General features: G+C 64.8%; 21 protein-coding genes and 1 pseudogene. 12 read left to right on the top strand and 10 right to left on the bottom strand.

Annotated features, from left to right (window positions below):
- Positions 1–3: 3 nt before the first annotated feature.
- Together AABA86_RS27015 and AABA86_RS27010 are read left to right on the top strand one after the other, a co-directional pair.
- Positions 4–1,842 carry a branched-chain amino acid ABC transporter ATP-binding protein/permease gene (locus AABA86_RS27015; RefSeq protein ID WP_338309007.1) on the top strand — a complete coding sequence of 613 codons (1,839 nt, stop codon included), beginning with the start codon at positions 4–6 and terminating at the stop codon, positions 1,840–1,842.
- A complete protein-coding gene (locus AABA86_RS27010; protein ID WP_338309006.1) occupies positions 1,839–2,537 on the top strand; it encodes an ABC transporter ATP-binding protein in 699 nt (232 codons plus the stop codon). The genes AABA86_RS27015 and AABA86_RS27010 overlap by 4 nt, the downstream gene beginning before the upstream one ends.
- A gap of 24 nt (positions 2,538–2,561) precedes the next feature.
- On the opposite strand, the gene AABA86_RS27005 is transcribed toward AABA86_RS27010, so the two are convergent.
- A complete protein-coding gene (locus AABA86_RS27005; RefSeq protein ID WP_338309005.1) occupies positions 2,562–2,987 on the bottom strand; it encodes an HIT family protein in 426 nt (141 codons plus the stop codon).
- 90 nt (positions 2,988–3,077) lie between these two features.
- Here AABA86_RS27005 and prmC point away from each other — a divergent pair, with 90 nt between their 5' ends.
- Positions 3,078–3,974, top strand: a complete 897-nt coding sequence (prmC, locus tag AABA86_RS27000; protein WP_338309004.1) for a peptide chain release factor N(5)-glutamine methyltransferase — start codon at positions 3,078–3,080, stop codon at positions 3,972–3,974.
- A gap of 461 nt (positions 3,975–4,435) precedes the next feature.
- Positions 4,436–5,224 carry a DUF4167 domain-containing protein gene (locus AABA86_RS26995; protein ID WP_212247145.1) on the top strand — a complete coding sequence of 263 codons (789 nt, stop codon included), beginning with the start codon at positions 4,436–4,438 and terminating at the stop codon, positions 5,222–5,224.
- A gap of 95 nt (positions 5,225–5,319) precedes the next feature.
- Here the strand turns inward: AABA86_RS26995 and AABA86_RS26990 are convergent, their stop codons facing one another.
- Entirely contained in the window at positions 5,320–6,066 is a 747-nt protein-coding gene (locus tag AABA86_RS26990) for a methyltransferase domain-containing protein (protein WP_018320530.1), read from the bottom strand.
- 108 nt (positions 6,067–6,174) lie between these two features.
- On the opposite strand from AABA86_RS26990, the gene gloB reads away from it, so the two are divergent.
- Both gloB and AABA86_RS26980 read left to right on the top strand, forming a co-directional pair.
- Positions 6,175–6,942 carry a hydroxyacylglutathione hydrolase gene (gloB, locus tag AABA86_RS26985; RefSeq protein ID WP_212247146.1) on the top strand — a complete coding sequence of 256 codons (768 nt, stop codon included), beginning with the start codon at positions 6,175–6,177 and terminating at the stop codon, positions 6,940–6,942.
- A gap of 37 nt (positions 6,943–6,979) precedes the next feature.
- On the top strand, positions 6,980–7,402 hold the full coding sequence (locus AABA86_RS26980; RefSeq protein WP_338309003.1) for a cupin domain-containing protein: 423 nt from the start codon (positions 6,980–6,982) through the stop codon (positions 7,400–7,402).
- 6 nt (positions 7,403–7,408) lie between these two features.
- Here AABA86_RS26980 and yddG read toward each other — a convergent pair whose 3' ends face one another.
- The 3 genes from yddG to AABA86_RS26965 form a co-directional block, all read right to left on the bottom strand.
- On the bottom strand, positions 7,409–8,278 hold the full coding sequence (gene yddG, locus AABA86_RS26975; protein ID WP_338309002.1) for an aromatic amino acid exporter YddG: 870 nt from the start codon (positions 8,276–8,278) through the stop codon (positions 7,409–7,411).
- Between the two features lie 115 nt (positions 8,279–8,393).
- Positions 8,394–9,119: an acetoacetyl-CoA reductase gene (gene phbB / locus AABA86_RS26970; protein WP_212247153.1), complete on the bottom strand. Its 726-nt coding sequence runs from the start codon at positions 9,117–9,119 to the stop codon at positions 8,394–8,396.
- 241 nt (positions 9,120–9,360) lie between these two features.
- On the bottom strand, positions 9,361–10,539 hold the full coding sequence (locus tag AABA86_RS26965) for an acetyl-CoA C-acetyltransferase (RefSeq protein WP_338309001.1): 1,179 nt from the start codon (positions 10,537–10,539) through the stop codon (positions 9,361–9,363).
- Positions 10,540–10,855: 316 nt separating this feature from the next.
- On the opposite strand from AABA86_RS26965, the gene phaR reads away from it, so the two are divergent.
- The gene (gene phaR, locus AABA86_RS26960) at positions 10,856–11,452 is read left to right on the top strand and encodes a polyhydroxyalkanoate synthesis repressor PhaR (RefSeq protein ID WP_338309000.1); all 597 of its coding nucleotides are present in this window, start codon (positions 10,856–10,858) and stop codon (positions 11,450–11,452) included.
- 241 nt (positions 11,453–11,693) lie between these two features.
- Complete coding sequence (locus AABA86_RS26955; protein ID WP_338309071.1) at positions 11,694–12,311, top strand: class I SAM-dependent methyltransferase; 618 nt, start codon at positions 11,694–11,696, stop codon at positions 12,309–12,311.
- A 127-nt stretch (positions 12,312–12,438) separates the two neighbouring features.
- Here AABA86_RS26955 and AABA86_RS26950 read toward each other — a convergent pair whose 3' ends face one another.
- A complete protein-coding gene (locus AABA86_RS26950) occupies positions 12,439–13,326 on the bottom strand; it encodes a branched-chain amino acid aminotransferase (RefSeq protein ID WP_338308999.1) in 888 nt (295 codons plus the stop codon).
- Positions 13,327–13,446: 120 nt separating this feature from the next.
- Between AABA86_RS26950 and AABA86_RS26945 the strand changes: the two genes are divergently transcribed.
- Entirely contained in the window at positions 13,447–14,382 is a 936-nt protein-coding gene (locus tag AABA86_RS26945) for an alpha/beta hydrolase (RefSeq protein WP_338308998.1), read from the top strand.
- A gap of 9 nt (positions 14,383–14,391) precedes the next feature.
- On the opposite strand, the gene AABA86_RS26940 is transcribed toward AABA86_RS26945, so the two are convergent.
- Complete coding sequence (locus AABA86_RS26940) at positions 14,392–14,637, bottom strand: hypothetical protein (RefSeq protein ID WP_038972815.1); 246 nt, start codon at positions 14,635–14,637, stop codon at positions 14,392–14,394.
- A gap of 215 nt (positions 14,638–14,852) precedes the next feature.
- On the opposite strand from AABA86_RS26940, the gene AABA86_RS26935 reads away from it, so the two are divergent.
- Together AABA86_RS26935 and AABA86_RS26930 are read left to right on the top strand one after the other, a co-directional pair.
- Positions 14,853–15,725 (top strand): hypothetical protein, encoded by an 873-nt coding sequence (locus tag AABA86_RS26935; protein WP_338309070.1) that lies wholly within the window; start codon positions 14,853–14,855, stop codon positions 15,723–15,725.
- Between the two features lie 47 nt (positions 15,726–15,772).
- The gene (locus AABA86_RS26930) at positions 15,773–16,018 is read left to right on the top strand and encodes a diguanylate cyclase (RefSeq protein ID WP_212253838.1); all 246 of its coding nucleotides are present in this window, start codon (positions 15,773–15,775) and stop codon (positions 16,016–16,018) included.
- Between the two features lie 14 nt (positions 16,019–16,032).
- On the opposite strand, the pseudogene AABA86_RS26925 reads toward AABA86_RS26930, so the two are convergent.
- From AABA86_RS26925 to AABA86_RS26915, 3 genes and pseudogenes are all read right to left on the bottom strand, one after another.
- A pseudogene (locus AABA86_RS26925) lies at positions 16,033–16,593 on the bottom strand (carboxymuconolactone decarboxylase family protein).
- A 108-nt stretch (positions 16,594–16,701) separates the two neighbouring features.
- Positions 16,702–17,865, bottom strand: a complete 1,164-nt coding sequence (locus tag AABA86_RS26920; RefSeq protein WP_338308997.1) for a PLP-dependent cysteine synthase family protein — start codon at positions 17,863–17,865, stop codon at positions 16,702–16,704.
- Between the two features lie 45 nt (positions 17,866–17,910).
- Positions 17,911–18,375 (bottom strand): Lrp/AsnC family transcriptional regulator, encoded by a 465-nt coding sequence (locus AABA86_RS26915; RefSeq protein WP_338308996.1) that lies wholly within the window; start codon positions 18,373–18,375, stop codon positions 17,911–17,913.
- Between the two features lie 158 nt (positions 18,376–18,533).
- On the opposite strand from AABA86_RS26915, the gene AABA86_RS26910 reads away from it, so the two are divergent.
- Entirely contained in the window at positions 18,534–19,550 is a 1,017-nt protein-coding gene (locus tag AABA86_RS26910; protein WP_212253830.1) for a 1-aminocyclopropane-1-carboxylate deaminase, read from the top strand.
- Positions 19,551–19,596: the final 46 nt, after the last annotated feature.

The following is a 19,596-nucleotide window of genomic DNA, read 5'->3' as shown; positions in this document are numbered from 1 at the left end:
CTGATGCTCAAGCAACGCCCCTTCCTGATCGAAACACTGACGGCCATCGGCCTGATCGTGGCTCCCTTCGTGCTGCCCCATCTCGGCTTCGCGCCCAACACCGTGAACCGGATCCTGGTCTGGGGCCTGTTCGGCCTCGGCTTCGACATCCTGTTCGGCTTCACCGGCCTGTTGTCGTTCGGCCAGTCCGCCTTCTACGGCACCGGCGGCTTCGTCGCCGCCTACCTCCTGACCCGCGCCGGCTTCGGCAACGTGTTGGGCGCGCTGATCATCGGCATGATCGCGGCGGCCGCGACCGGCTATCTGATCGGCCTGATCGCGCTCCGCCGCACCGGCATCTACTTCGCCATGATCACGGTCGCGATCGCGGAAGTGTTCTTCTTCGTCGAGTTCAATCCGCTCTCCGACTTCACCGGCGGCGAGAACGGCCTGCCGGGCGTGCCGACGCCGAGCTTCGATCTCGGCTTCACCACCGTCCACTTCACCAATGGCTGGTCACTCTACCAGTTCATCGCGCTGTGCTACTTCATCGGCGTCATCATCGCGCTGAGGATCGTGCGCTCGCCGGTCGGCGCAATTCTGAGCGCGATCCGGTACAATCCGCTGCGCGCCACCGCTGTCGGCCACAACATCCACGGCTACAAATTGACCGCCTTCGTGATCGCAGCCGCCTACGCCGGTTTCGCCGGAGGCCTGCTTGGCGTGCTCCAGGCCTTCATGCCGCCGGACGCCTTCACTTTCGACACGTCCGGCCAGCTGGTGATGCAGACTGCCATCGGCGGCCGCGGCACATTGTTCGGGCCGCTGGTCGGCGCGACCGTCTGGCTCTTCCTTCAGGATTTCCTCCAGTCCGCGCTGGGCTTGGGTGCCGCCTGGAAGCTGGTGCTCGGCGTCGTGTTCGTGCTGCTGGTCTGCTTCCTGCGCGGTGGCATCATCGGCGGTCTGGCGGACCTTTATCGCCTCGTCGCCGGCAGGCGTAAGCGGCACGATACGGAGGCCGAGCCGGACACTGAGACGACGCTACAACCCGTGCCGGCGCCGATGCAGGCCAAGGAAGTCGCGCACCCCGCTTATTCCGGACCCATCCTGAAAGCCACCGGCCTGACCAAGCGCTATGGCGGCCTCGTCGCCAACAGCGACATCGATTTCAGCGTCAATCAAGGCGAGCTGCGCGGCATCATCGGTCCCAACGGCGCCGGCAAGTCGACCTTCTTCAAGATGCTGACCTGCGAGATCGCGCCGACATCGGGCCAGATCGTGTTCGAGGGACGCGACATCACGGGATTGAAGGTCACCGAGGTTTGCCAGCTCGGGCTCACCAAGAGCTACCAGGTCAACCAGCTCTTCACCGGGCTGACGGTGCGGCAGAACCTGACGATCGCCGCGCTCGCCGAGCTGCGCGGCAAGTTCCGCCTCGACCTCTTCCGCAAGCTGTCCAGCGTCAAAGGCCTGGCCGAGCAGGTGGAGCATACGCTCGCTTTGGTCAACCTGACCCGCCGTGCCGACACGCCGGTCTCCGAACTCGCTTATGGCGAGAAGCGCAGGCTCGAGATCGGGCTCGCGCTCGCGACCTCGCCGCGCCTGCTGCTGCTCGACGAGCCGCTCGCGGGCATGAGCCCGCGTGAACGGATCGAGACCGTCAAGCTGCTCAAATCGATCGCGCGGGGCCGCACCATGATCATCATCGACCACGACATGGATTCGCTGTTCGAGCTGGTCGAGCGCGTGACGGTGCTTCAGGAGGGCAAGGTGCTGCTCGACGGCACGCCGGAGGAAATCAGGACCAACGCCGCCGTGCAGGAAGCCTATCTCGGCGGCGTGCACGGGGAGATCGCCGCATGAGCCTGATCGAGGTCAACGGCCTGAACAGCTATTACGGGGATTCCCACATCCTGTTCGACGTCGCCATGCACGTCGAACGTCACGAGGTGGTGGCGCTGCTCGGCCGCAACGGCGCCGGCAAGAGCACGACGCTGAAGAGCCTGATGGGCGTCGTGACGCCGCGCAGCGGCAGCGTGAAGTTCGACGGCATCGATATCGCCGGACGCAGGAGCCACAGGATCGCGCAGGCGGGCATGCAGCTCGTGCACGAGGAGCGCCGTATCTTCGGCAGCCTGTCGGTGGAGGAGAACATCACCCTTGCCGGGATCACCGCGCCGAAACGCTGGCCGCTCGACCGCATCTTCGAGATGTTTCCGCGGCTGAAGGAGCGACGGAGCAACCGCGGCACCGAGCTCTCCGGCGGCGAGCAGCAGATGCTCGCGATCGCGCGGGCGCTGGTGCGCGATCCCAAGATCGTGCTGCTGGACGAGCCGTTCGAGGGGCTCGCGCCCGTGATCGTCCACGATCTCGTCAAGGCCTGTCGCGAGCTGGCGGCGGCCGGCCAGACCATCGTGCTGGTCGAGCAGAATTTGGCGGCGACGCTGGCGCTGGCGAGCCGGATCTATATCATCAACAACGGTCACATCGTGCACGAGGGCCCGGCACGGGAGCTCAAGGCCCAGCCGGAGCTGTTGCAGCGCTACCTTGGCGTTTAGTCAGCCGCCATTCAACAACCAGGCTCAGCCGCCAAGCGCCGCGATCATCCGCTTGGCGTGATCGGCGAGCACGGCCATATCTTCCTTGCGCGACTGCGCAGGCAAGAGATCGACGCCGGCCCTGACGGGCATGACGTGCATGTGCAGGTGCAGGACCACCTGCCCGCTGGCCGGCTCGCTGAACTGCTGGACGATGATACCCTCCGCGTCAAACGCCTTCATCGCCGCAATCGCGATTCGCTTGGCCGTCCGGGCGACGGCGGCCAGATCGTCCTCCGCGATATCCAGGATGCCGCGCGCCGGCGCCCGCGGAATCACCAGCGTGTGTCCGGGCGTGCGCGGCATGATGTCGAGGAAGGCCAAGCTGCGGTCGTCCCTGAAAACCTCGAAGCAGGGAATCTCGCCGCGCAGGACCTTTGCGAAGACGTTCTGATCGTCATAGGCCGTCATGGACCCCTCCGTCGCTGCGAGGCGCGATCAAACGCGCTCCTTTCCGTTGACGCAAGCGAGCCGGCCGATCTATCCACGATGGCAGGCAGGATGGCTCCATTGGCGACAAATATCGATCCCGGACATAATGTCGAGAGTGCGCGGCGCGCGCTCGCGGCACGGCTGCAATCGGCCGGCATCGAGGAGGCGACCCTCGATGCGCGCCTGCTCGTCGGCGCCGCGCTGGAGCTCGATCTGACCGGCATGGCGACGCAGGCATCGCGACAACTCACGCCTGAGGAGACCACGCGGCTCGAGCGATACGCGCAGCGCCGGCTCGCGCATGAGCCGGTCGCCCGCATTCTCGGCGCGCGGGAGTTCTGGGGCATGCCGCTGCGGCTGTCCGAGGCGACACTGGTCCCGCGGCCGGACACCGAGACCGTCGTCGAACTGGCGCTCGAGATCTTTCGCGGCCTCGCGATATCGGGGCGGCGCCCATTGATCGCCGATATCGGCACTGGATCGGGCGCCATCCTGCTCGCATTGCTGCGCGAGATTCCCGACGCTTTTGGCGTCGGCACCGACGTCAGCCTGACGGCGCTCGACACGGCGCGCGACAATGCGGCCGCTCTCGGCCTCGCCGGCCGCGCCGGCTTCGTCGCCTGCTCCTATCTGACGGCGCTGCGCGGCCCATTTGACCTCATCGTCTCGAACCCGCCCTATATTCCCTCCGCCGAAATTCCGAAACTGAGCATCGAGGTGCGCGAGCACGATCCGCATCTGGCGCTCGACGGCGGCAATGACGGATATGACGCCTATCGCGCCCTGATCCCGCAGGCCGCCGAGCGTCTCGCCCCCGGCGGAGCGCTGATCGTCGAGGCCGGACAGGGGCAGGCCAGAAATATTGAAACCTTGATGACGGCAGGCGCGTTAACGGTGGACAGGCCACCCAAGGCCGACCTGGCGGGCATTCCGCGGGCCGTTTCGGCCCGAAAAATGCCCCCATAAAAGCCGGATTGGCTTGCAAAAAGCTCTTGGAATATCCCTTGGGAACGACTACGTTCCGATCAACACATCGGTGCCGGCCCCGTAGACCTACGGGCGAAAGCCGGGCTCTCGGGCGAGAGCTTTACTGATAAAGGTTCCAAGCCGCAGGTCCTGTGAAGCGCGATAGCCATTGGAGCTGCGCTGCTCTCCGACCGCAAAGTGAACGAAAGCCTGATATTGCGCTTGAAGACTTACGCAACACAGCTGGGCTTGTTTCGGCAGGCAAAATGAATGGGTTCGCTGGCGATCAGTGCTGGCGGGTGGGGAACGCGTCCTTGTTGAACGCGACGGTCGACGAACATCGGCAGGGTTTGATCCGCTCTTGCGCGCGGTGCGCGCGAGCGATGTGAACCGCTGGCACGAGGTCACTCCTAGCAATCAGTAATGCGTGCAACGTTTAGGGCTGGAATTAAAGGCAGGACATGAGAAACGGTCAGAACAAGCAGCGGATGCGCAACCGCAACAATAACAATAACAACAACAACCGGCGCAGCCAGAACCCGATGACCCGGGTCTACGAGTCCAACGGACCCGACATCAAGATCCGCGGCACCGCCTCACACATCGCTGAGAAGTATCTCCAGCTCGCACGCGACGCGCGCTCTTCCGGTGACCCCGTTGCAGCCGAGAACTACTACCAGCACGCCGAGCATTATTTCCGCCTGATCGCCGCTGCCCAGGAACAGTTCCGCCAGAACCAGCAGCCGCGCGGTGACGAGCCGATCAGCAGCAACAGCGACGACGGCGACGACGACGGCGAGAACTTCTCGAATTTCGGCCAGGAGCCGGGCTTCGTTCCGCAGCCGCAACAGCAGCAGCCCTTCGCGCGCGACCGCGACGGCCAGCGCGATCATCACCAGCGTGATCATCAGCAGCGCGACAACCAGCCCTATCAGCGCGAACAGCAGCAACCGCGCGAGCACCGCGAGCGCGACCATCGCCCGCAGCCGCAATATCAGCCCCAGCCGCAACCGCAGAATCAGCCGCAGCCCGTCGTCACCGACGCCGGCAACGTCGATCGCCTGCCCTCCTTCATCACCGGTGCGCAGCCGCAGGTGAATGGCGGCACGAATGCCGGCCAGGCCGGCTTCGAGGGCGGTGCCGGCGGTGGCGAACGCTTCCCGCGCCGGCGGCGCCGGCCGCATGGCCCGCGCCCCGAGCGAGAGGCGGCTCCAGCCGCATCCGGCGACGATCTCGCGCCCAGCGAGTAAGTGAGCTTCTTCTGATCGACTGATCTGGAATCGTCCCGGCCTCGCCGGGACGATTTGTTTTTGACGACCATCGGTCGCGGCAACGCTGGTGAGACTTAGCTGCGCGTCGCCGTCGTCGAGGACGGCACCAGCACGGGCTTCGCCAGCGACGGAATGAGCCGCGCCCGCTCGCGCTTGGCGGGGATCGCGCGGTAGACCTGCTTGGTCGCCTCCACGATATGGACGCCGGCGAAGGGCAGCGACAGTGCCGCACCGGCGCGCTCCCACATCTGCGCCGATTTCAGCACCCAGCCGCCGGCATAGGGCGGCATGAACAGCGCCTCGCCCCAAGCGGTCGGGGTGAACCAGGTCTGGCGCAGCAGATCGGTGATCTGCGAGCGCGAATAGGGCCGGCCGTGACCGAACGGCGTGCTGTCGGTGCGGGTCCACACCCCGCGCCGGTTCGGGATCACCGCGATCACGCGCCCGGACGGCGACAGCACGCGCCAGACCTCGCGCAGCAGCGCGGCCGGATCGTCCGACATCTCCAGCGCGTGGACCAGCAGGATGCGGTCGACCGCGGCGTCGGGAAGCGGCAGCGAGAATTCGTCGACCAGCGAGGCCAGCGCCGGCCGACCCGTCGGCCATTTCAGGACACCCTGGGCCGCCGGCATGAAGGCGAGGCAGCGCTCGGCATCTTCGCGGAACAACCCCAGATAGGGTGTGGGATAGCCGAGGCCGAGCACGCGCTGGCCCTCCGCCCTCGGCCAGCGTTCCCTGATGCCGCGATTGATCATTTGCCGCGCCACGATCCCGAGGCGGCGGGAATAGAACTCGCGGAGGTCGACGACGTCGATGGTCATGACGGCAATGTAACATGCACGAGACCGCCGCCGCGCGCGGAATATTGCATTGCCTGCGCAACGTTAACGCCATATTTGTCTGGCGGGGCTGAGCCCGATGGAGATGACATGGCCGCCGAAATTCGTACTTTCAGCTGTTTAAACGACAATTTCGGCTATCTGATCCACGATGTGGAAACCAAGGCGACGGCGTCGATCGACGCGCCTGAGGCCGGCCCCATCCTGGCGGCGCTGGAGCGCGAGGGCTGGCAGCTCACCGACATCCTGATCACCCATCATCACGGCGATCATGTCGGCGGGGTCGCCGAACTCAAGCGGAAATACAATTGCCGCGTCGTCGCGCCGCACGACAAGACCACCGAAATCGCCAACGTCGACCTGCGTGTCGCCAATGCCGACGTGGTCAAGATCGGCAATTTGCTGGCGCGCGTCCTGGAGACGCCCGGCCACACGCTCGACCACATCTCCTACGTGTTCGACACCGAGAAGACGGTGTTCGCCGCCGACACGCTGTTCTCGATCGGCTGCGGCCGCGTGTTCGAGGGCACCTATCCGATGATGTGGGATTCGCTTCTGAAGCTGCGTGCCCTGCCCGACGACTTCAAGCTCTATTGCGGCCACGAATACACGGCCTCAAACGTCAAGTTCGCGCTCACCGTCGATCCCGACAATGCGGCGCTCCAGGCACGCGCGGCGGAGGTGACGAGGCTCAGGGCCGAGAACAAGCCGACCATTCCCACACTGCTCGGCGACGAGAAGCGGGCCAACGTGTTCCTGCGCGCCGACGAACCGTCGGTCGCAGCAAGGCTGCACATGAAGGGCGCGGATGCCGCCGCGGTGTTCGGCGAGCTGCGCGAGCGCAAGAACAAGTCCTGAAGAGCAAGTCCTGCAGAAGAAAGTCCTGACTGGATCGATGCCGACCGCAGCCGAGATCATCGCGCGCCTTGAACTCCGTCCGCATCCCGAGGGCGGCCATTACCGCGAGACGTTTCGCGACCAGACCACGGACGCCAACGGACGGTCGCGCTCGACCCTGATCTACTTCCTGCTGGCACGCGGCGAGCGGTCGCACTGGCATCGCGTCGATGCGGTCGAGACATGGCACTATTACGCCGGCAGCCCCTTGATGCTGCGCATCGCCCATGACGGCTGCTCGCAGCACGAGGTGCGGCTCGGCACGGACCTTGCGAATGGAGACCGGCCGCAGGCGATCGTGCCGGCGCAGGCCTGGCAATCCGCGGAGACGACGGGCGAGTGGACGCTGGTCGGCTGCACCGTGGCTCCGGCATTCGAGTTCGCAGGCTTCGAGCTCGCACCAAAGGGCTGGGAGCCGTAGCTCCCTTCACCTCTTCCTTAGCACCATGTCCTTCGCGGCAATCAAGCCGCCGCCGGCAATCAGGATCGCGGCAATGGCGATGTTGGCGCTGGCCTTGGCAAAACCGGCGGCGATGAGGAAGCCGGTCGAGAGCAGCGGCGTCGCATAGGAGGCGGCGCCGAGCACGCGGATGTCGCCGCGCTTCATGCCGACGTCCCAGGCGTAGAAGGCGGCTCCGACGGGACCGATGCCGAGCGCAATCACCGAGAGCCATTGCAGCGTGGTCTCCGGCCAGACGGTGGTCTCGAGCAGGCCGTGCATCAGCGCGGCAAGCGCGGCGGTGGCCAGGCAGAATCCGGCGACCGCATCGGTCGGCACGGCCTTGAGCCGGCGCGACAGCACCGAATAAGCCGCCCAGACGAACGCGGCGATGAAGGCCGCAGCCAATCCCGGCACCTGCCCCGCCGCGAAGCCGGAGGTGTTGCCGGCGAACAGCAGCACGGTGCCGACAAGGCCGAGCATCGCGCCGACGATGTGATGCGGGGCGAGCCGCTCGCCCGGCAGGAAGGACGAGAACAGCACGATCAGGAGCGGCCAGAGATAATTGAGCAAGCCGGCTTCGGCCGGCGGCGCGAAGCGCAGCGCGAGGAAATACAGCGCGTGATAGCCGAACAGGCCGCCGACGCCGACAGCCCAGACGACCAGCGGCTGACGCAGGCTCTTCGCCGCCTCGCCGCGGCCGATCCAGGTGAGCAGGCCGACCAGGCCGCCGATCGCGAAGGTCATGGCGGCGAGCTGGAACGCCGGGATCTTTCCGGTCGCCACCGTCATCACCGACAGCAGCGACCACATCAGGATCGCGGTCAATCCGATCAGCGTGGCTGTGCGCGGGGTCATTGAACGAAGGCTCTGAGGACAACGATGCCCGGCACGAGGCCGGGCATCGTCGCCTTCACTATCGCCTTGTCGCGCCTGAAGCTACAGGCATTTGATCAAAAGGCCTGGCGCCATATCAGGCCTGATATTGGCCGCCATTGATGGTCATGGTCGAGCCCGTGATGAATCCTGCCTCGTCGGCCGCGAGGAACACGACCGCGCGGGCAATCTCCTCGGGCTCGCCGAGCCGGGCGACCGGGATCTGCGGGATCACGTTCTTCTCCAAAACGTCCTTCGGCACCGCCTGCACCATTTCGGTGTTGATGTAGCCGGGGCAGATCGCGTTGACGGTAATGCCGCCCTTGGCATTCTCGAGCGCGAGCGCCTTGGTGAAGCCGATGTCGCCGGCCTTCGCCGCGGAATAATTGACCTGACCGAACTGCCCCTTCTGGCCGTTGATCGACGAGATCGAGATGATGCGGCCGAACTTGCGCGCACGCATGCCTTCGATGACCTGACGCGTCATGTTGAAGAGCGAGCCGAGATTGGTGTTGATGACCGCGTTCCACTGCTCCAGCGTCATCTTGTGGAAGGCGGTGTCGCGGGTGATGCCGGCATTGTTGACGAGCACCTCGACCGGCCCGAGATCGGCCTCGACCTTCTTCACGCCCTCGGCGCAGGCATCGAAACTGCTGACGTCCCATTTGTAGACGGCGATGCCGGTCTCGGCCTTGAACTTCTCCGCCGCCGTATCGTTGCCGGCATAGCTCGCCGCAACCTTGTATCCCGCCGCCTTCAGTGCCTTGCTGATCGCAGCACCGATGCCCCGCGTACCACCCGTGACCAATGCAACACGTGCCATGTCGTATTCCTTCCCTTGGACTCTTCGGACGTTTCTGAAGCGATCGTTTTTAACGTTGGATTATGCGGTTGGTTTGACGGACATCAAGAACAAAACGCCCGGCGTTGAGCCGGGCGTTTGTATTTAGTCGAGGCCTGCACGGTTGCGAAGAATATTTGATTTGCAACCGCTGCCTTTTTAGTCGGGTGCAACGCACTCACTGACGTGTGCAGCGCACGCGCAAACTGCGCGTAAGCTATCTTCAGTCGCGCGCGATGCACATCGCAATGCCCATGCCGCCGCCGATGCACAGCGTGGCGAGGCCCTTCTTCGAATCGCGCTTCTGCATCTCGTGCAGCAGCGTCACCAGCACGCGTGCGCCGGACGCGCCGACGGGATGCCCGATCGCGATCGCGCCGCCGTTGACGTTGACCTTGGAGGTATCCCAGCCGAGATCCTTGTTGACGGCGCAGGCTTGCGCCGCGAAGGCTTCGTTGGCCTCGATCAGGTCGAGATCGCCGACATTCCAGCCGGCCTTCTTCAGCGCGGCGCGCGAGGCCGGGATCGGGCCCGAGCCCATGATCTTCGGATCGACGCCGGCCTGCGCCCAGGACACGATCCGCGCGAGCGGCTTCTTGCCTTCCTTGGCGGCCTGCTTGGCGGTCATCAGCACCACGGCGGCGGCGCCGTCATTGATGCCGGATGCCGAGCCCGCGGTGACCGTGCCGTCCTTCTCGAAGGCGGGCTTGAGCTTGGCCATGCCGTCGAGCGTGGCGCCATGACGCGGATATTCGTCGGCGCTGACGACGATGTCGCCCTTGCGGGTCTTGATGATGACGGGAACGATCTCGTCGTTGAACTTGCCGGCCTTCTGCGCCGCTTCGGCCTTCTGCTGCGAGGCGACCGCGAACTCGTCCTGCTGGGCGCGGGTGATCTGCCACTGCCGTGCGACGTTCTCGGCGGTGTTGCCCATGTGGTAGCCGTTGAAGGCATCCCACAGGCCGTCCTTGATCATGGTGTCGACGAACTCGACAGGACCCATCTTGACGCCGCCACGCAGATACTGGGCGTGCGGGGCCATGCTCATGGATTCCTGGCCGCCGGCGACCACGATCTCGGAATCGCCGTTGAGCAGCGCCTGGTAACCGAGTGCGACCGTGCGCAGGCCCGAGCCGCAAAGCTGGTTGACACCCCAGGCCGGGCTCTCCACCGGAATACCGGCAGCGATCGAGGCCTGACGGGCCGGGTTCTGGCCCTGGGCGGCGGTCAGGATCTGACCCATGATGACTTCCGAGACCCGACCGGGCTCGATGCCACCGCGCTCCAGCGCGGCCTTGATGGCAATGGCGCCGAGATCGTGGGCGGGAAGGGTCGCGAACGCTCCGTTGAAGCTTCCGACCGGGGTGCGGGCGGCGCTGACGATGACGACATCGTCTGACATGGGCATCTCCTGAGGCTTGAGGTTTCTTGAAGGGGGCAGGCGGGGCTTTGAGAAAACGGCTCGCCAGTCTCGTCAGCCATCCTGTTAACGTCGTTGAGGCATGTCAATCGGCCGGCGACCGAATTCATACCGCAGCGCATTCAAAATAGCGTTCTTGGCGCTTTCGCAAGCAAGATTTTGCTCTGCGATTAACCGTGCCGCACAAAACGGTAGCGTGAGCCCTTTGAAAATGCTTATTTTGTTGCGTTGCGTACTCTTCCCGCCCTGCGGCATAGCCCGCTCGGTTCCCGTTCTCCGCGCTTGCAAGTGAGAGCCCATGGCGAAATCAGACCAACCCACGACCATCAAGAAATACGCGAACCGCCGGCTCTATAACACCGGAACGAGTACCTATGTGACGCTGGAAGACCTCGCCGCGATGGTCAAGGATGGCGAAGATTTCCTGGTTTATGACGCCAAGACCGGCGACGACATCACCCGCTCCGTGCTCGCCCAGATCATCTTCGAGCAGGAGAACAAGGCCGGCCAGAACCTGCTCCCGACCACCTTCCTGCGCCAGCTCATCCGCTTCTACGGCGACAGCATGCAGATGGTGGTGCCGAAATATCTGGAGCAGTCGATCGCGACCCTGACCCAGGAGCAGGAGAAGTTCCGCAAGCAGATCGCCAACACCCTGTCCGGCACTCCTTTTGCTCCTCTGGAAGAACAAGTCCGCCGGAACATGGAGCTGTTCCAGCAGACCTTCTCGATGTTCAAGCCGTTTGCTCCCAATGCGGGCCGTCCGGCGGCCGCCGCCGAGACGGAGTCCGACGCGAACGCCGAGACGCCGAAGGACAGCAACATCGACGATTTGCGCCAGCAGATGAAGGACATGCAGGAGCGCCTCGAGCGCATGTCGAAGAAGGACGAGTAGGCCTTCCCGGTCGCGCTCGCGCGTCAGCCTGCGGCGGGCGTGCGATTGGCAAATTTGCAGGCTCCCACCATTTCTTCTTCACCGGCTTTAGCCCCGTCATCCTGAGGGGCGAGGCCCGTAATGCAGAGCATTGCGGGCCGAGCCTCGAAGGATGAGCGGCCGGGATACAGCCGGGCCGTCGTCCTTCGAGGCCTCCGCACCGGCGCCTCAGGATGACGGCTTGACACGCACGGAGCGCGCGATGCCCGACCGCACCATGCATTGGGACAACGTCTACGCCACCAAGGGCGAGGCCGAGGTCAGCTGGTTTCAGGACAGCCCGACGATCTCGCACGACATGATCCGCGCGGCCAATCCGGATCACGCCGCGGCGATCATCGATATCGGCGGGGGCGCTTCGCGGCTCGTCGATGCTCTTCTTCAAGACGGATATCGCGATCTCACCGTGCTGGACCTCTCCGCCAACGCGCTCGACGCGGCGAAGGCGCGAATCGGTCAGGCCTCTTCCGCGGTCGACTGGATCGTCGCCGACGCCACGACTTGGCGGCCGGCCAGGACTTACGATGTGTGGCACGACCGCGCGGCCTTTCACTTCCTGACCGAACCCCGCGACAGGGCGGCTTACGTCGAGCGCCTGCGATCGGCGATTGCGCCCGGCGGCCAAATCATCATCGCGACGTTTGCGCCCGATGGTCCGGAAAAATGCAGCGGCTTGCCGGTGCAACGCCATGACAGCGCCAGCCTTGCCGCGGAGCTCGGGCCGGATTTCGAGCTGGTCGATACGCGCCGCGAGACGCATCATACGCCGTGGAATTCGACGCAGGCGTTTCAGTTCAGCCGGTTTCGAAAGCGCAACTAAGATCAGCTGTCATGCCCCGCGAAGGCGGGGCATCCAGTACGACGAGGCCCATCGGTTCAATCACTGCTGTCTCTGGAATACCGGATCGCCCGATCAAGTCGAGCGATGACAACGGAGTAAATGGCAGCTACGCCGCCAGCTTCACCGCATGCGCGAAGTCCCAATAGAGCTTGCGCGCGCGGGCGTAGAACGGGCCCGGCTTCAGCTCGCGCTCGTCGATGCGGATCACCGGGGCGACCTTGGCGAAATTGCCGGTGGAGAAGATCTCGTCGGCAGCCAGGAAGTCGGCATAGCGCAGCGTCTTCTCGACCACGGTAACGCCGTCGCCGCGAAGCAGGGTGATGACGCGCTGGCGCGTGATGCCGTTGAGGAAGGTGCCGTTCGGCACCGGCGTATAGACCACACCGTCCTTGGCCATGAACACGTTGGAATTGCCGAACTCGGCGACGTTGCCGAGCATGTCGAGCATCAGCGCGTTCTGGAAACCGCGGGACGCGGCTTCCGCGAGCGCGCGCGAATTGTTCGGATAGAGGCAGGCGGCCTTCGCCTCGACCGGAGCGCATTCGGCGGTCGGCCTGCGGAATGGCGACAGGGTGATGGCGTTGCCGACGGGTTTCGGCATCGGCGCCTCGTAGATGCACAGGCACCAATTGGTGGTCTCGGGGTCGAACAGCACGCCGCCGCCCGAACCGTTCTGCGCCCAATACATCGGACGGACGTAGAGCTCGGCATTGACCGCAAAGCGTGCAATGCCTTCGGTCGCGAGCGTGAGCCAGGTGCCGGTATCGACCACCGGCTTCAGGCCAAAATTGATCGCGGATTGATTGGCGCGGGCAAGGTGGAGGTCGAGATCGGGTGCGACACCCTCGAACGCGCGTGCACCGTCGAACACGATCGAGCCGAGCCAGGCCGCATGCGTGCGCGGCCCCATGATCGGCACATTGCCGTCGTGCCATTTGCCCTCGAAGAAGGTCCAGCTCGGCGAATATTCGATCGGCTTCCTGATCTCGGCCATATCAGGCCTCCCCTTGGCGTGCTGCCGCATGATAGCGCCACTATTGGACGCAACATCTAAATGATTCCCTGCGCGGAATTGGTGGGTTACCCTCTTCTGCCAGGGGAAAAAGGAAGCAGCATGTCGCTCGATCCGCTCGCAAAGCGCTTGTTGACCATGATGGCTGCGGCTGGGCCGCGGGCGAGGGGCCGGCCGAGCGTGGAGGCGCGGCGGCAATCGCTGGCCAAGCTGATGCAGTTCGCGCGCACCGATGCGCCGGATGTGACGGCGCGCGACGGTATGCTGCCCGGCCGCGCCAGCGAACTGCCCTATCGGCTCTACACGCCTGCAAATGCCGATGAGCGTGCGCCTGGCTTCGTGTTCTTCCATGGCGGCGGCATGGTCGCGGGCGGCATTGCCACGCATGATCGCATCGCGGCGGCGCTGGCGCACGCCACCGGCTGCCGCCTCGTCTCGGTCGACTACCGGCTCGCGCCGGAGCACAAATTCCCGGCTGCGATCGACGACGCGATCACCGCCACCGAATGGGTTGCACGCGAGGCCGATTCGCTCGGCATCGACGCCGACCGCCTGGTGGTCGGCGGCGATTCCGCCGGTGCAACGCTCGCAGCCATCGTATGCCAGGAGGCGGCGCAGACCGCAGGCCTCGCCATCGCCGCGCAATGTCTGATCTGCCCGGTGCTGGATTTCGAGGAAACCTCGCCCTCACGCGAGGCCTTTGCCGAGGGCCATCTCATCGACCGCGTCACGATCGAGGCCGATCTCTCCGACTATCTGCCTGACGGTATCGACACCGCCGATCCCCGCGTCTCTCCCTTGCGGGCAACGCGGCTCACGGGCCTGCCGACCGCGATCATCCACACGGCCGAGTACGACCCGATGCGCGATGAAGGCAATGCCTATGCCCGCAAGCTGCTCGCCGCGGGCGTCGCCGTCGAGCATGTCTGCCACGACGGCATGGTTCACAATTTCCACGCCATGGGCGCGATCCTGCCGCAGGCGCAGCTGGTGCTGTCGCAGATCGGCGAGCAGGTGCGGCGGGCGGTTGCGAGGTAAGAGCGCGAATCAGGCGCGCGCATCGATAACGGCCCTGGCTGCCACAACATAGTCAGGCCAATGCGCGTCCGCATAACGTTCGGCCTGCCGGGCGCAGGTGACATCGGGCGCATGTGCGGCAGCGATCATGCGCGCAAAGCGTTCTTCGGCAACCGTCGCGTCATCGCGCACTGGCGCGGGTGCGGCCGCGACAGCGGTCGGAGCGACGGCAAGCCCCGCCATTCCGGCGAGCAGGATGCGGCGTGACGTGGTCATGGCTGTCGTCCTCCATAGTCCGGCCTGCACTTTGGCCGGCGAGCGTATCGGTACAATCGCGACAAGGTAGCCGCGCACATCGATGCCGTCCATCGTTTGCGGATAGCGCTTGACCACGGGAACGATCACGTTCCATCTAGCACACGATCTTGCCATACAGTCCCCGCGCGTCGGATTGTCACGTGTCCCATCACAGCCCATCGCATCGTCCGGCTTTGCGCACTGTCGCATTGGGACTGGCCTGTCTGACGATTTCGACCAGCGCCGCCTTTTCCGCCGAGGCCGAGGAGGACGCACCGGCAAAGCCTGCGGTCCCGAACATCTATCTCGATCTGCGCACGACCTATGCGACGATTCCGGCGGGCACGCTCGGGCTCGGCTTCGGCAACACGTCACTGTCGGCCGCGCTCCAGGCTTTGGCGGTGCGCAGAGGCGCAGCGCTGTCGAACGGCTTGCCGGCCGCGAAATCGATTGCCGTCGACCTGCCGCTGACCGTCGACGTCAACGACCGCGTCTCGCTCTATGGCGGCGTGTCGGGCTCGACGACCGACATCGGCGGCGGCTGGTCGACGTTCGACATCACAAGCTGGAACATTGGCGTGCAGGCCGACCTCTATCGGCAGAATGGCGGCTCGATCCCGACCATCACGTTGCAATCGACCTTGACGCAGTCGGTGCCGAACGATCAGGGCATGACGAACTCGTTCAACAACATCCTGGAATTCGACTACGCGCTCGACGAGGACGAGACGCGGGGCTGGCTGGCCGGCATGCAATACACCACCACCACCATCGCCAGCCCGTTCGCCAGCATCCGGCCGAACACGATCGTCTATGCCGGCGGCTATTACCAATGGCCGAGCAACTGGAAATTCACCGGGCGCCTCGGCCTGCAGTCGTTCGGCGGGGCGCAGCTCGCGGGCCGGACGCTGGCGGAGTCTTTTACGCAGCCGATCCTGCGGCTCGACCTCGATCGCATGGACGACAACGACAACCGCCTGTTCGGCATCACCGCGCAGATCGCCTGGATGCCGAAGCCGTCCTACCAGGTGACGTTGCGAACGCCGCTCTATGCGGTCCGCAACTGACTGGGATCATGGTGGATAGCTGGTAAACCGGATCTCCCGAGACCAGCCTGTCTCGTGCAAGGACCGTGGCGGATCGCATCCGCAAGCGCGTGATGGGCGCGCAAATCGTTGCCGGCGAGATTCAGTTCGGCCTCACCGTGAGCATCGGCATCGCCGAGGCCGCCGTCAGCATGTCCGGAATCGACGCGCTGATGGGCGCGGCCGATCATGCGCTCTACCAGGCCAAGGCCGAGGGCCGCAATCGCTGCATCGCCTTCGCAGCTCCGCCGCCTGCAAGCAAGGCGGCGGAGTGATAAGGACGCAGCTTTTAGTCCGGCACCGGCACGTCGAACGTATTGAGCGTGACCGAGACCATGCAATAGACGCCGACGAGATAGGACAGCTCGGCCGCGCCGTGCTCGCCGAACTCCTTCACCGCGGCGCGCCAGGTCAATTCCGGCAGCACACCGCCACCGACCAGCGCGGCTGCCACGTCATAAGCGATGGCCTCCTGCCTGGTGAGATCCACCGGCCGCTGACCGGCGACGATGGTCGCGAGCTTTTCGTCGGACAGGCCGCGCTGCTAGGCGACCAGCACATGGGCATAGAGCTCGTAGCCGGAGCGGAAATGCGAGCCGGTGACGAGGATGGCGACCTCGCGCACCGGAGCCGGCAGCAGCGGGTTCGATGCGATCGCCTTGACCAGCTCCCACACCGGCTTGCCGAAGCGCGGCTCGCGGACCCAGGGATTCCAGGGCCCGAGCAGCGCGCCGTCGTCGCGCATGTTCACGAAGCCCTTGAAGTGGTCCTTGATGCCGGCTCGCATGTCGTCATAGAGCGGCTTCTGTTCGTCGGTCAGATCCTTCGGATCGAGAATGGGAAGGCGCACGGTGGAAATCTCCTCGTTGAGAATATACGAGGCTTGCCCGCAGGTGCGCGCAACGCAAGTGAAGTTGCCGTGACATCGCACGCCAAGCGGGCGTTCCGACAAATTCGGCTATGTCGCCTCGGGGCCTCGTGCGCTCTGGGGATTTGCGAAATCGTCGACGGTGAGCGGCAGCGGCTCACCTGTCGCGAGAAACGACGACAAATTGGCCTCGAACTGCGTCGGATCGAGCCCGCGCGCCTTCAACCATTCGGGCTCATAATAGGTCTGCCGGTAGCGCTCGCCGGAATCGCAGATCAATGTCACCAGCGATCCCGTCACGTTCGCCTGCCGCATCTCCGAGGCGAGCCGGCACAGCGCCAGGAAATTGGTGCCAGTGGAGCCGCCGACCGTGCGGCGCAGCCGGCGCGACAACACGTTCATCGCCGCGATCGTGGCCGCATCCGGGATCTTCATCATGCGGTCGACCACGCCGGGCACGAAGGAGGGCTCGCAACGCGGCCGGCCGACGCCCTCGATCAGCGACGGGCGGTCGCAAACGCGGGAGCGGTCCTGCGAGCGGAAGCAATCGAAGAAGGCGGAATGCTCGACATCGGCGACGCACAGCCGCGTCGGATACTGGCGATAGCGCAGATAGCGTCCGATGGTGGCCGACGTGCCGCCGGTGCCGGCGCCCATCACGATCCAATCCGGCAACGGCCGCGGCTCGCCCTGCAATTGCGTGAAGATCGATTCGGCGATGTTGTTGTTGCCGCGCCAGTCGGTGGCTCGCTCGGCGAAAGTGAACTGGTCCATGTAATGGCCGTTCAGGCGCGCGGCGAGCGCGGCGGCCTCCGCATACAGCGCGCGGCCGTCGTCGATCAGATGGCAATTGCCGCCATAATGCTCGATCGCGGCGATCTTCTCCGCCGAGGTCGTGCGCGGCATCACGGCGTAGAAGGGCACGCCGATCATCTGCGCGAAATAGGCCTCCGACACCGCGGTCGACCCGGACGAGGCCTCGACGACGGGCGTGCCTTCGCGGATGTGGCCGTTGCAGAGCGCGTAGAGGAACAGCGAGCGCGCGAGGCGATGCTTCAGGCTGCCGGTCGGATGGGTCGACTCATCCTTCAGGTAGATGTCGATGCCTGATAGCGCCGGCACGATCAGCCGGATCAGATGCGTGTCGGCGGTGCGGCACTGGTCGGCCTCGATCGCGGCCACGGCCTGGTCGACCCAGCCGCGCCGGTAGGCCGGCCCGGCCGGATTGTGCTGGCGGAAAGGGAAAGTCTGCATCGAACGAATCTTTCATGATGCGTATCGCGCATCAATAGCTTCTGGTCAAAATTCCAGCGGCGCGTTGTCGACGACTTCCTTCATCACGAAGAAGGTGCGGGTCTGGCGTACGCCGGGCAGTGCGATCAGCTGCTCGCCATGGATGCGGTTGAAATCCTCCATGTCGCCGACGCGGATTTTCAGGAAGTAGTCGAAGTCGCCGGCGACAAGGTGGCAGTCGAGCACGAATTTCAGCTTGGCGATCGCCTGCTCGAAGATCGCAAAGCTCTCCGGCGTCGAGCGGTCGAGCACGACCCCGACCATCACCAGGGTGCCCTTCGCCACCTTCTTCGGCGCGATCATGGCGCGCACAGTGGCGATGAACCCGTCCTCGAACAGGCGCTGGGTGCGGCGATGGCAGGTGGCGGGGCTGATTGCGACTGATACGGCCAGCTCGGCATTGCTCAGCCGACCGTTGTTTTGCAGCAATCTCAATATCTTAAGGTCGGTGCGATCGAGCCGGGCAGACATGAAAGAAGCTTTCAAAGATACGCAATATTATGGAAGAATTATTAGCGATATTGGTCGTTTACGCAAGAAGAAGCGCAATATGTCCGCAACATTTGAAAGCACCTCTTTCAAACGTGATGCTAGGCAGATGGCAACGCCAACGCCCAACGGGATGACCCATGAAGCTCGACAGATTTCCGCGCTACCCCCTGACCTTCGGCCCGACGCCCATCGAGAAGCTGGAGCGGTTGTCGAAGCATCTTGGCGGCAATGTCGAGGTCTACGCCAAGCGCGAGGACTGCAATTCCGGCCTCGCCTATGGCGGCAACAAGCTGCGCAAGCTCGAATACATCATCCCGGATGCGATCGCCTCCAACGCCGACACGCTGGTCTCGATCGGCGGCGTGCAGTCGAACCACACCCGCATGATCGCGGCGGTCGCCGCCAAGATCGGGATGAAGTGCCGCCTCGTACAGGAAGCCTGGGTGCCGCACGAGGACGCGGTCTATGACCGTGTCGGCAACATCATGCTCTCGCGCATCATGGGCGCCGACGTGCGCCTCGTCGACGACGGCTTCGACATCGGCATCCGCAAGAGCTGGGAGCAGGCGATCGACGAGGTGAAGGCGGCGGGCGGCAAGCCCTACGCCATTCCCGCCGGCGCCTCCGTGCACAAGTTCGGTGGCCTCGGCTATGTCGGCTTCGCCGAAGAGGTGCGCAAGCAGGAAGCCGAGCTTGGCTTCAAGTTCGACTACATCGTCGTCTGCACCGTCACCGGCTCGACCCATGCCGGCATGCTGGTCGGCTTCGCCGCCGACGGCCGCGCCCGCAAGGTGATCGGCATCGATGCGTCCTTCACGCCGGCACAGACCAAGGCACAGGTGCTCGAGATCGCGCAGAACACAGCAAAGCTGGTCGAGCTCGGCAAGGAGCTGGTCGCCGACGACGTCGTGCTGATCGAGGACTACGCCTATCCTGCCTACGGCGTGCCGTCGGAAGAGACCAAGGAGGCGATCCGCCTCACCGCGCGTCTCGAAGGCATGATCACCGACCCCGTCTACGAGGGCAAGTCGATGCAGGGCCTGATCGACCTCGCCCAGAAGGGCTATTTCGAGAAGGGCGCGAAGATTCTGTACGCGCATCTCGGCGGCGCGCCCGCGCTGAACGGGTATGCTTACGCGTTTAGGAATGGGTGAGAGGTTCTGCTCGCGCCATACACACCGCTGTCGTCCCCGCGAACGC

The sequence above is a fragment of the Bradyrhizobium sp. TM233 genome (assembly GCF_036247965.1).
GTDB classification, from domain to species: domain Bacteria; phylum Pseudomonadota; class Alphaproteobacteria; order Rhizobiales; family Xanthobacteraceae; genus Bradyrhizobium; species Bradyrhizobium ottawaense.
This window is presented reverse-complemented; position numbering and strand designations above follow the sequence as displayed.

What these genes read in the sequence shown, in the direction of transcription:
- AABA86_RS26990 (WP_018320530.1), bottom strand. Translation starts at nt 6,066, where the DNA reads ATGACCATCGACGTCGTCGACCTCCGCGAGTTCTATTCCCGCCGCCTC.
- AABA86_RS26965 (WP_338309001.1), bottom strand. Translation starts at nt 10,539, where the DNA reads ATGTCAGACGATGTCGTCATCGTCAGCGCCGCCCGCACCCCGGTCGGA.
- phaR (WP_338309000.1), top strand. Translation starts at nt 10,856, where the DNA reads ATGGCGAAATCAGACCAACCCACGACCATCAAGAAATACGCGAACCGC.
- AABA86_RS26980 (WP_338309003.1), top strand. Translation starts at nt 6,980, where the DNA reads ATGCCGACCGCAGCCGAGATCATCGCGCGCCTTGAACTCCGTCCGCAT.
- yddG (WP_338309002.1), bottom strand. Translation starts at nt 8,278, where the DNA reads ATGACCCCGCGCACAGCCACGCTGATCGGATTGACCGCGATCCTGATG.
- AABA86_RS26910 (WP_212253830.1), top strand. Translation starts at nt 18,534, where the DNA reads ATGAAGCTCGACAGATTTCCGCGCTACCCCCTGACCTTCGGCCCGACG.
- AABA86_RS26995 (WP_212247145.1), top strand. Translation starts at nt 4,436, where the DNA reads ATGAGAAACGGTCAGAACAAGCAGCGGATGCGCAACCGCAACAATAAC.
- prmC (WP_338309004.1), top strand. Translation starts at nt 3,078, where the DNA reads ATGGCTCCATTGGCGACAAATATCGATCCCGGACATAATGTCGAGAGT.
- AABA86_RS26915 (WP_338308996.1), bottom strand. Translation starts at nt 18,375, where the DNA reads ATGTCTGCCCGGCTCGATCGCACCGACCTTAAGATATTGAGATTGCTG.
- AABA86_RS27015 (WP_338309007.1), top strand. Translation starts at nt 4, where the DNA reads ATGCTCAAGCAACGCCCCTTCCTGATCGAAACACTGACGGCCATCGGC.
- AABA86_RS27010 (WP_338309006.1), top strand. Translation starts at nt 1,839, where the DNA reads ATGAGCCTGATCGAGGTCAACGGCCTGAACAGCTATTACGGGGATTCC.
- gloB (WP_212247146.1), top strand. Translation starts at nt 6,175, where the DNA reads ATGGCCGCCGAAATTCGTACTTTCAGCTGTTTAAACGACAATTTCGGC.
- AABA86_RS26950 (WP_338308999.1), bottom strand. Translation starts at nt 13,326, where the DNA reads ATGGCCGAGATCAGGAAGCCGATCGAATATTCGCCGAGCTGGACCTTC.
- AABA86_RS26940 (WP_038972815.1), bottom strand. Translation starts at nt 14,637, where the DNA reads ATGACCACGTCACGCCGCATCCTGCTCGCCGGAATGGCGGGGCTTGCC.
- phbB (WP_212247153.1), bottom strand. Translation starts at nt 9,119, where the DNA reads ATGGCACGTGTTGCATTGGTCACGGGTGGTACGCGGGGCATCGGTGCT.
- AABA86_RS26955 (WP_338309071.1), top strand. Translation starts at nt 11,694, where the DNA reads ATGCCCGACCGCACCATGCATTGGGACAACGTCTACGCCACCAAGGGC.
- AABA86_RS26945 (WP_338308998.1), top strand. Translation starts at nt 13,447, where the DNA reads ATGTCGCTCGATCCGCTCGCAAAGCGCTTGTTGACCATGATGGCTGCG.
- AABA86_RS26920 (WP_338308997.1), bottom strand. Translation starts at nt 17,865, where the DNA reads ATGCAGACTTTCCCTTTCCGCCAGCACAATCCGGCCGGGCCGGCCTAC.
- AABA86_RS27005 (WP_338309005.1), bottom strand. Translation starts at nt 2,987, where the DNA reads ATGACGGCCTATGACGATCAGAACGTCTTCGCAAAGGTCCTGCGCGGC.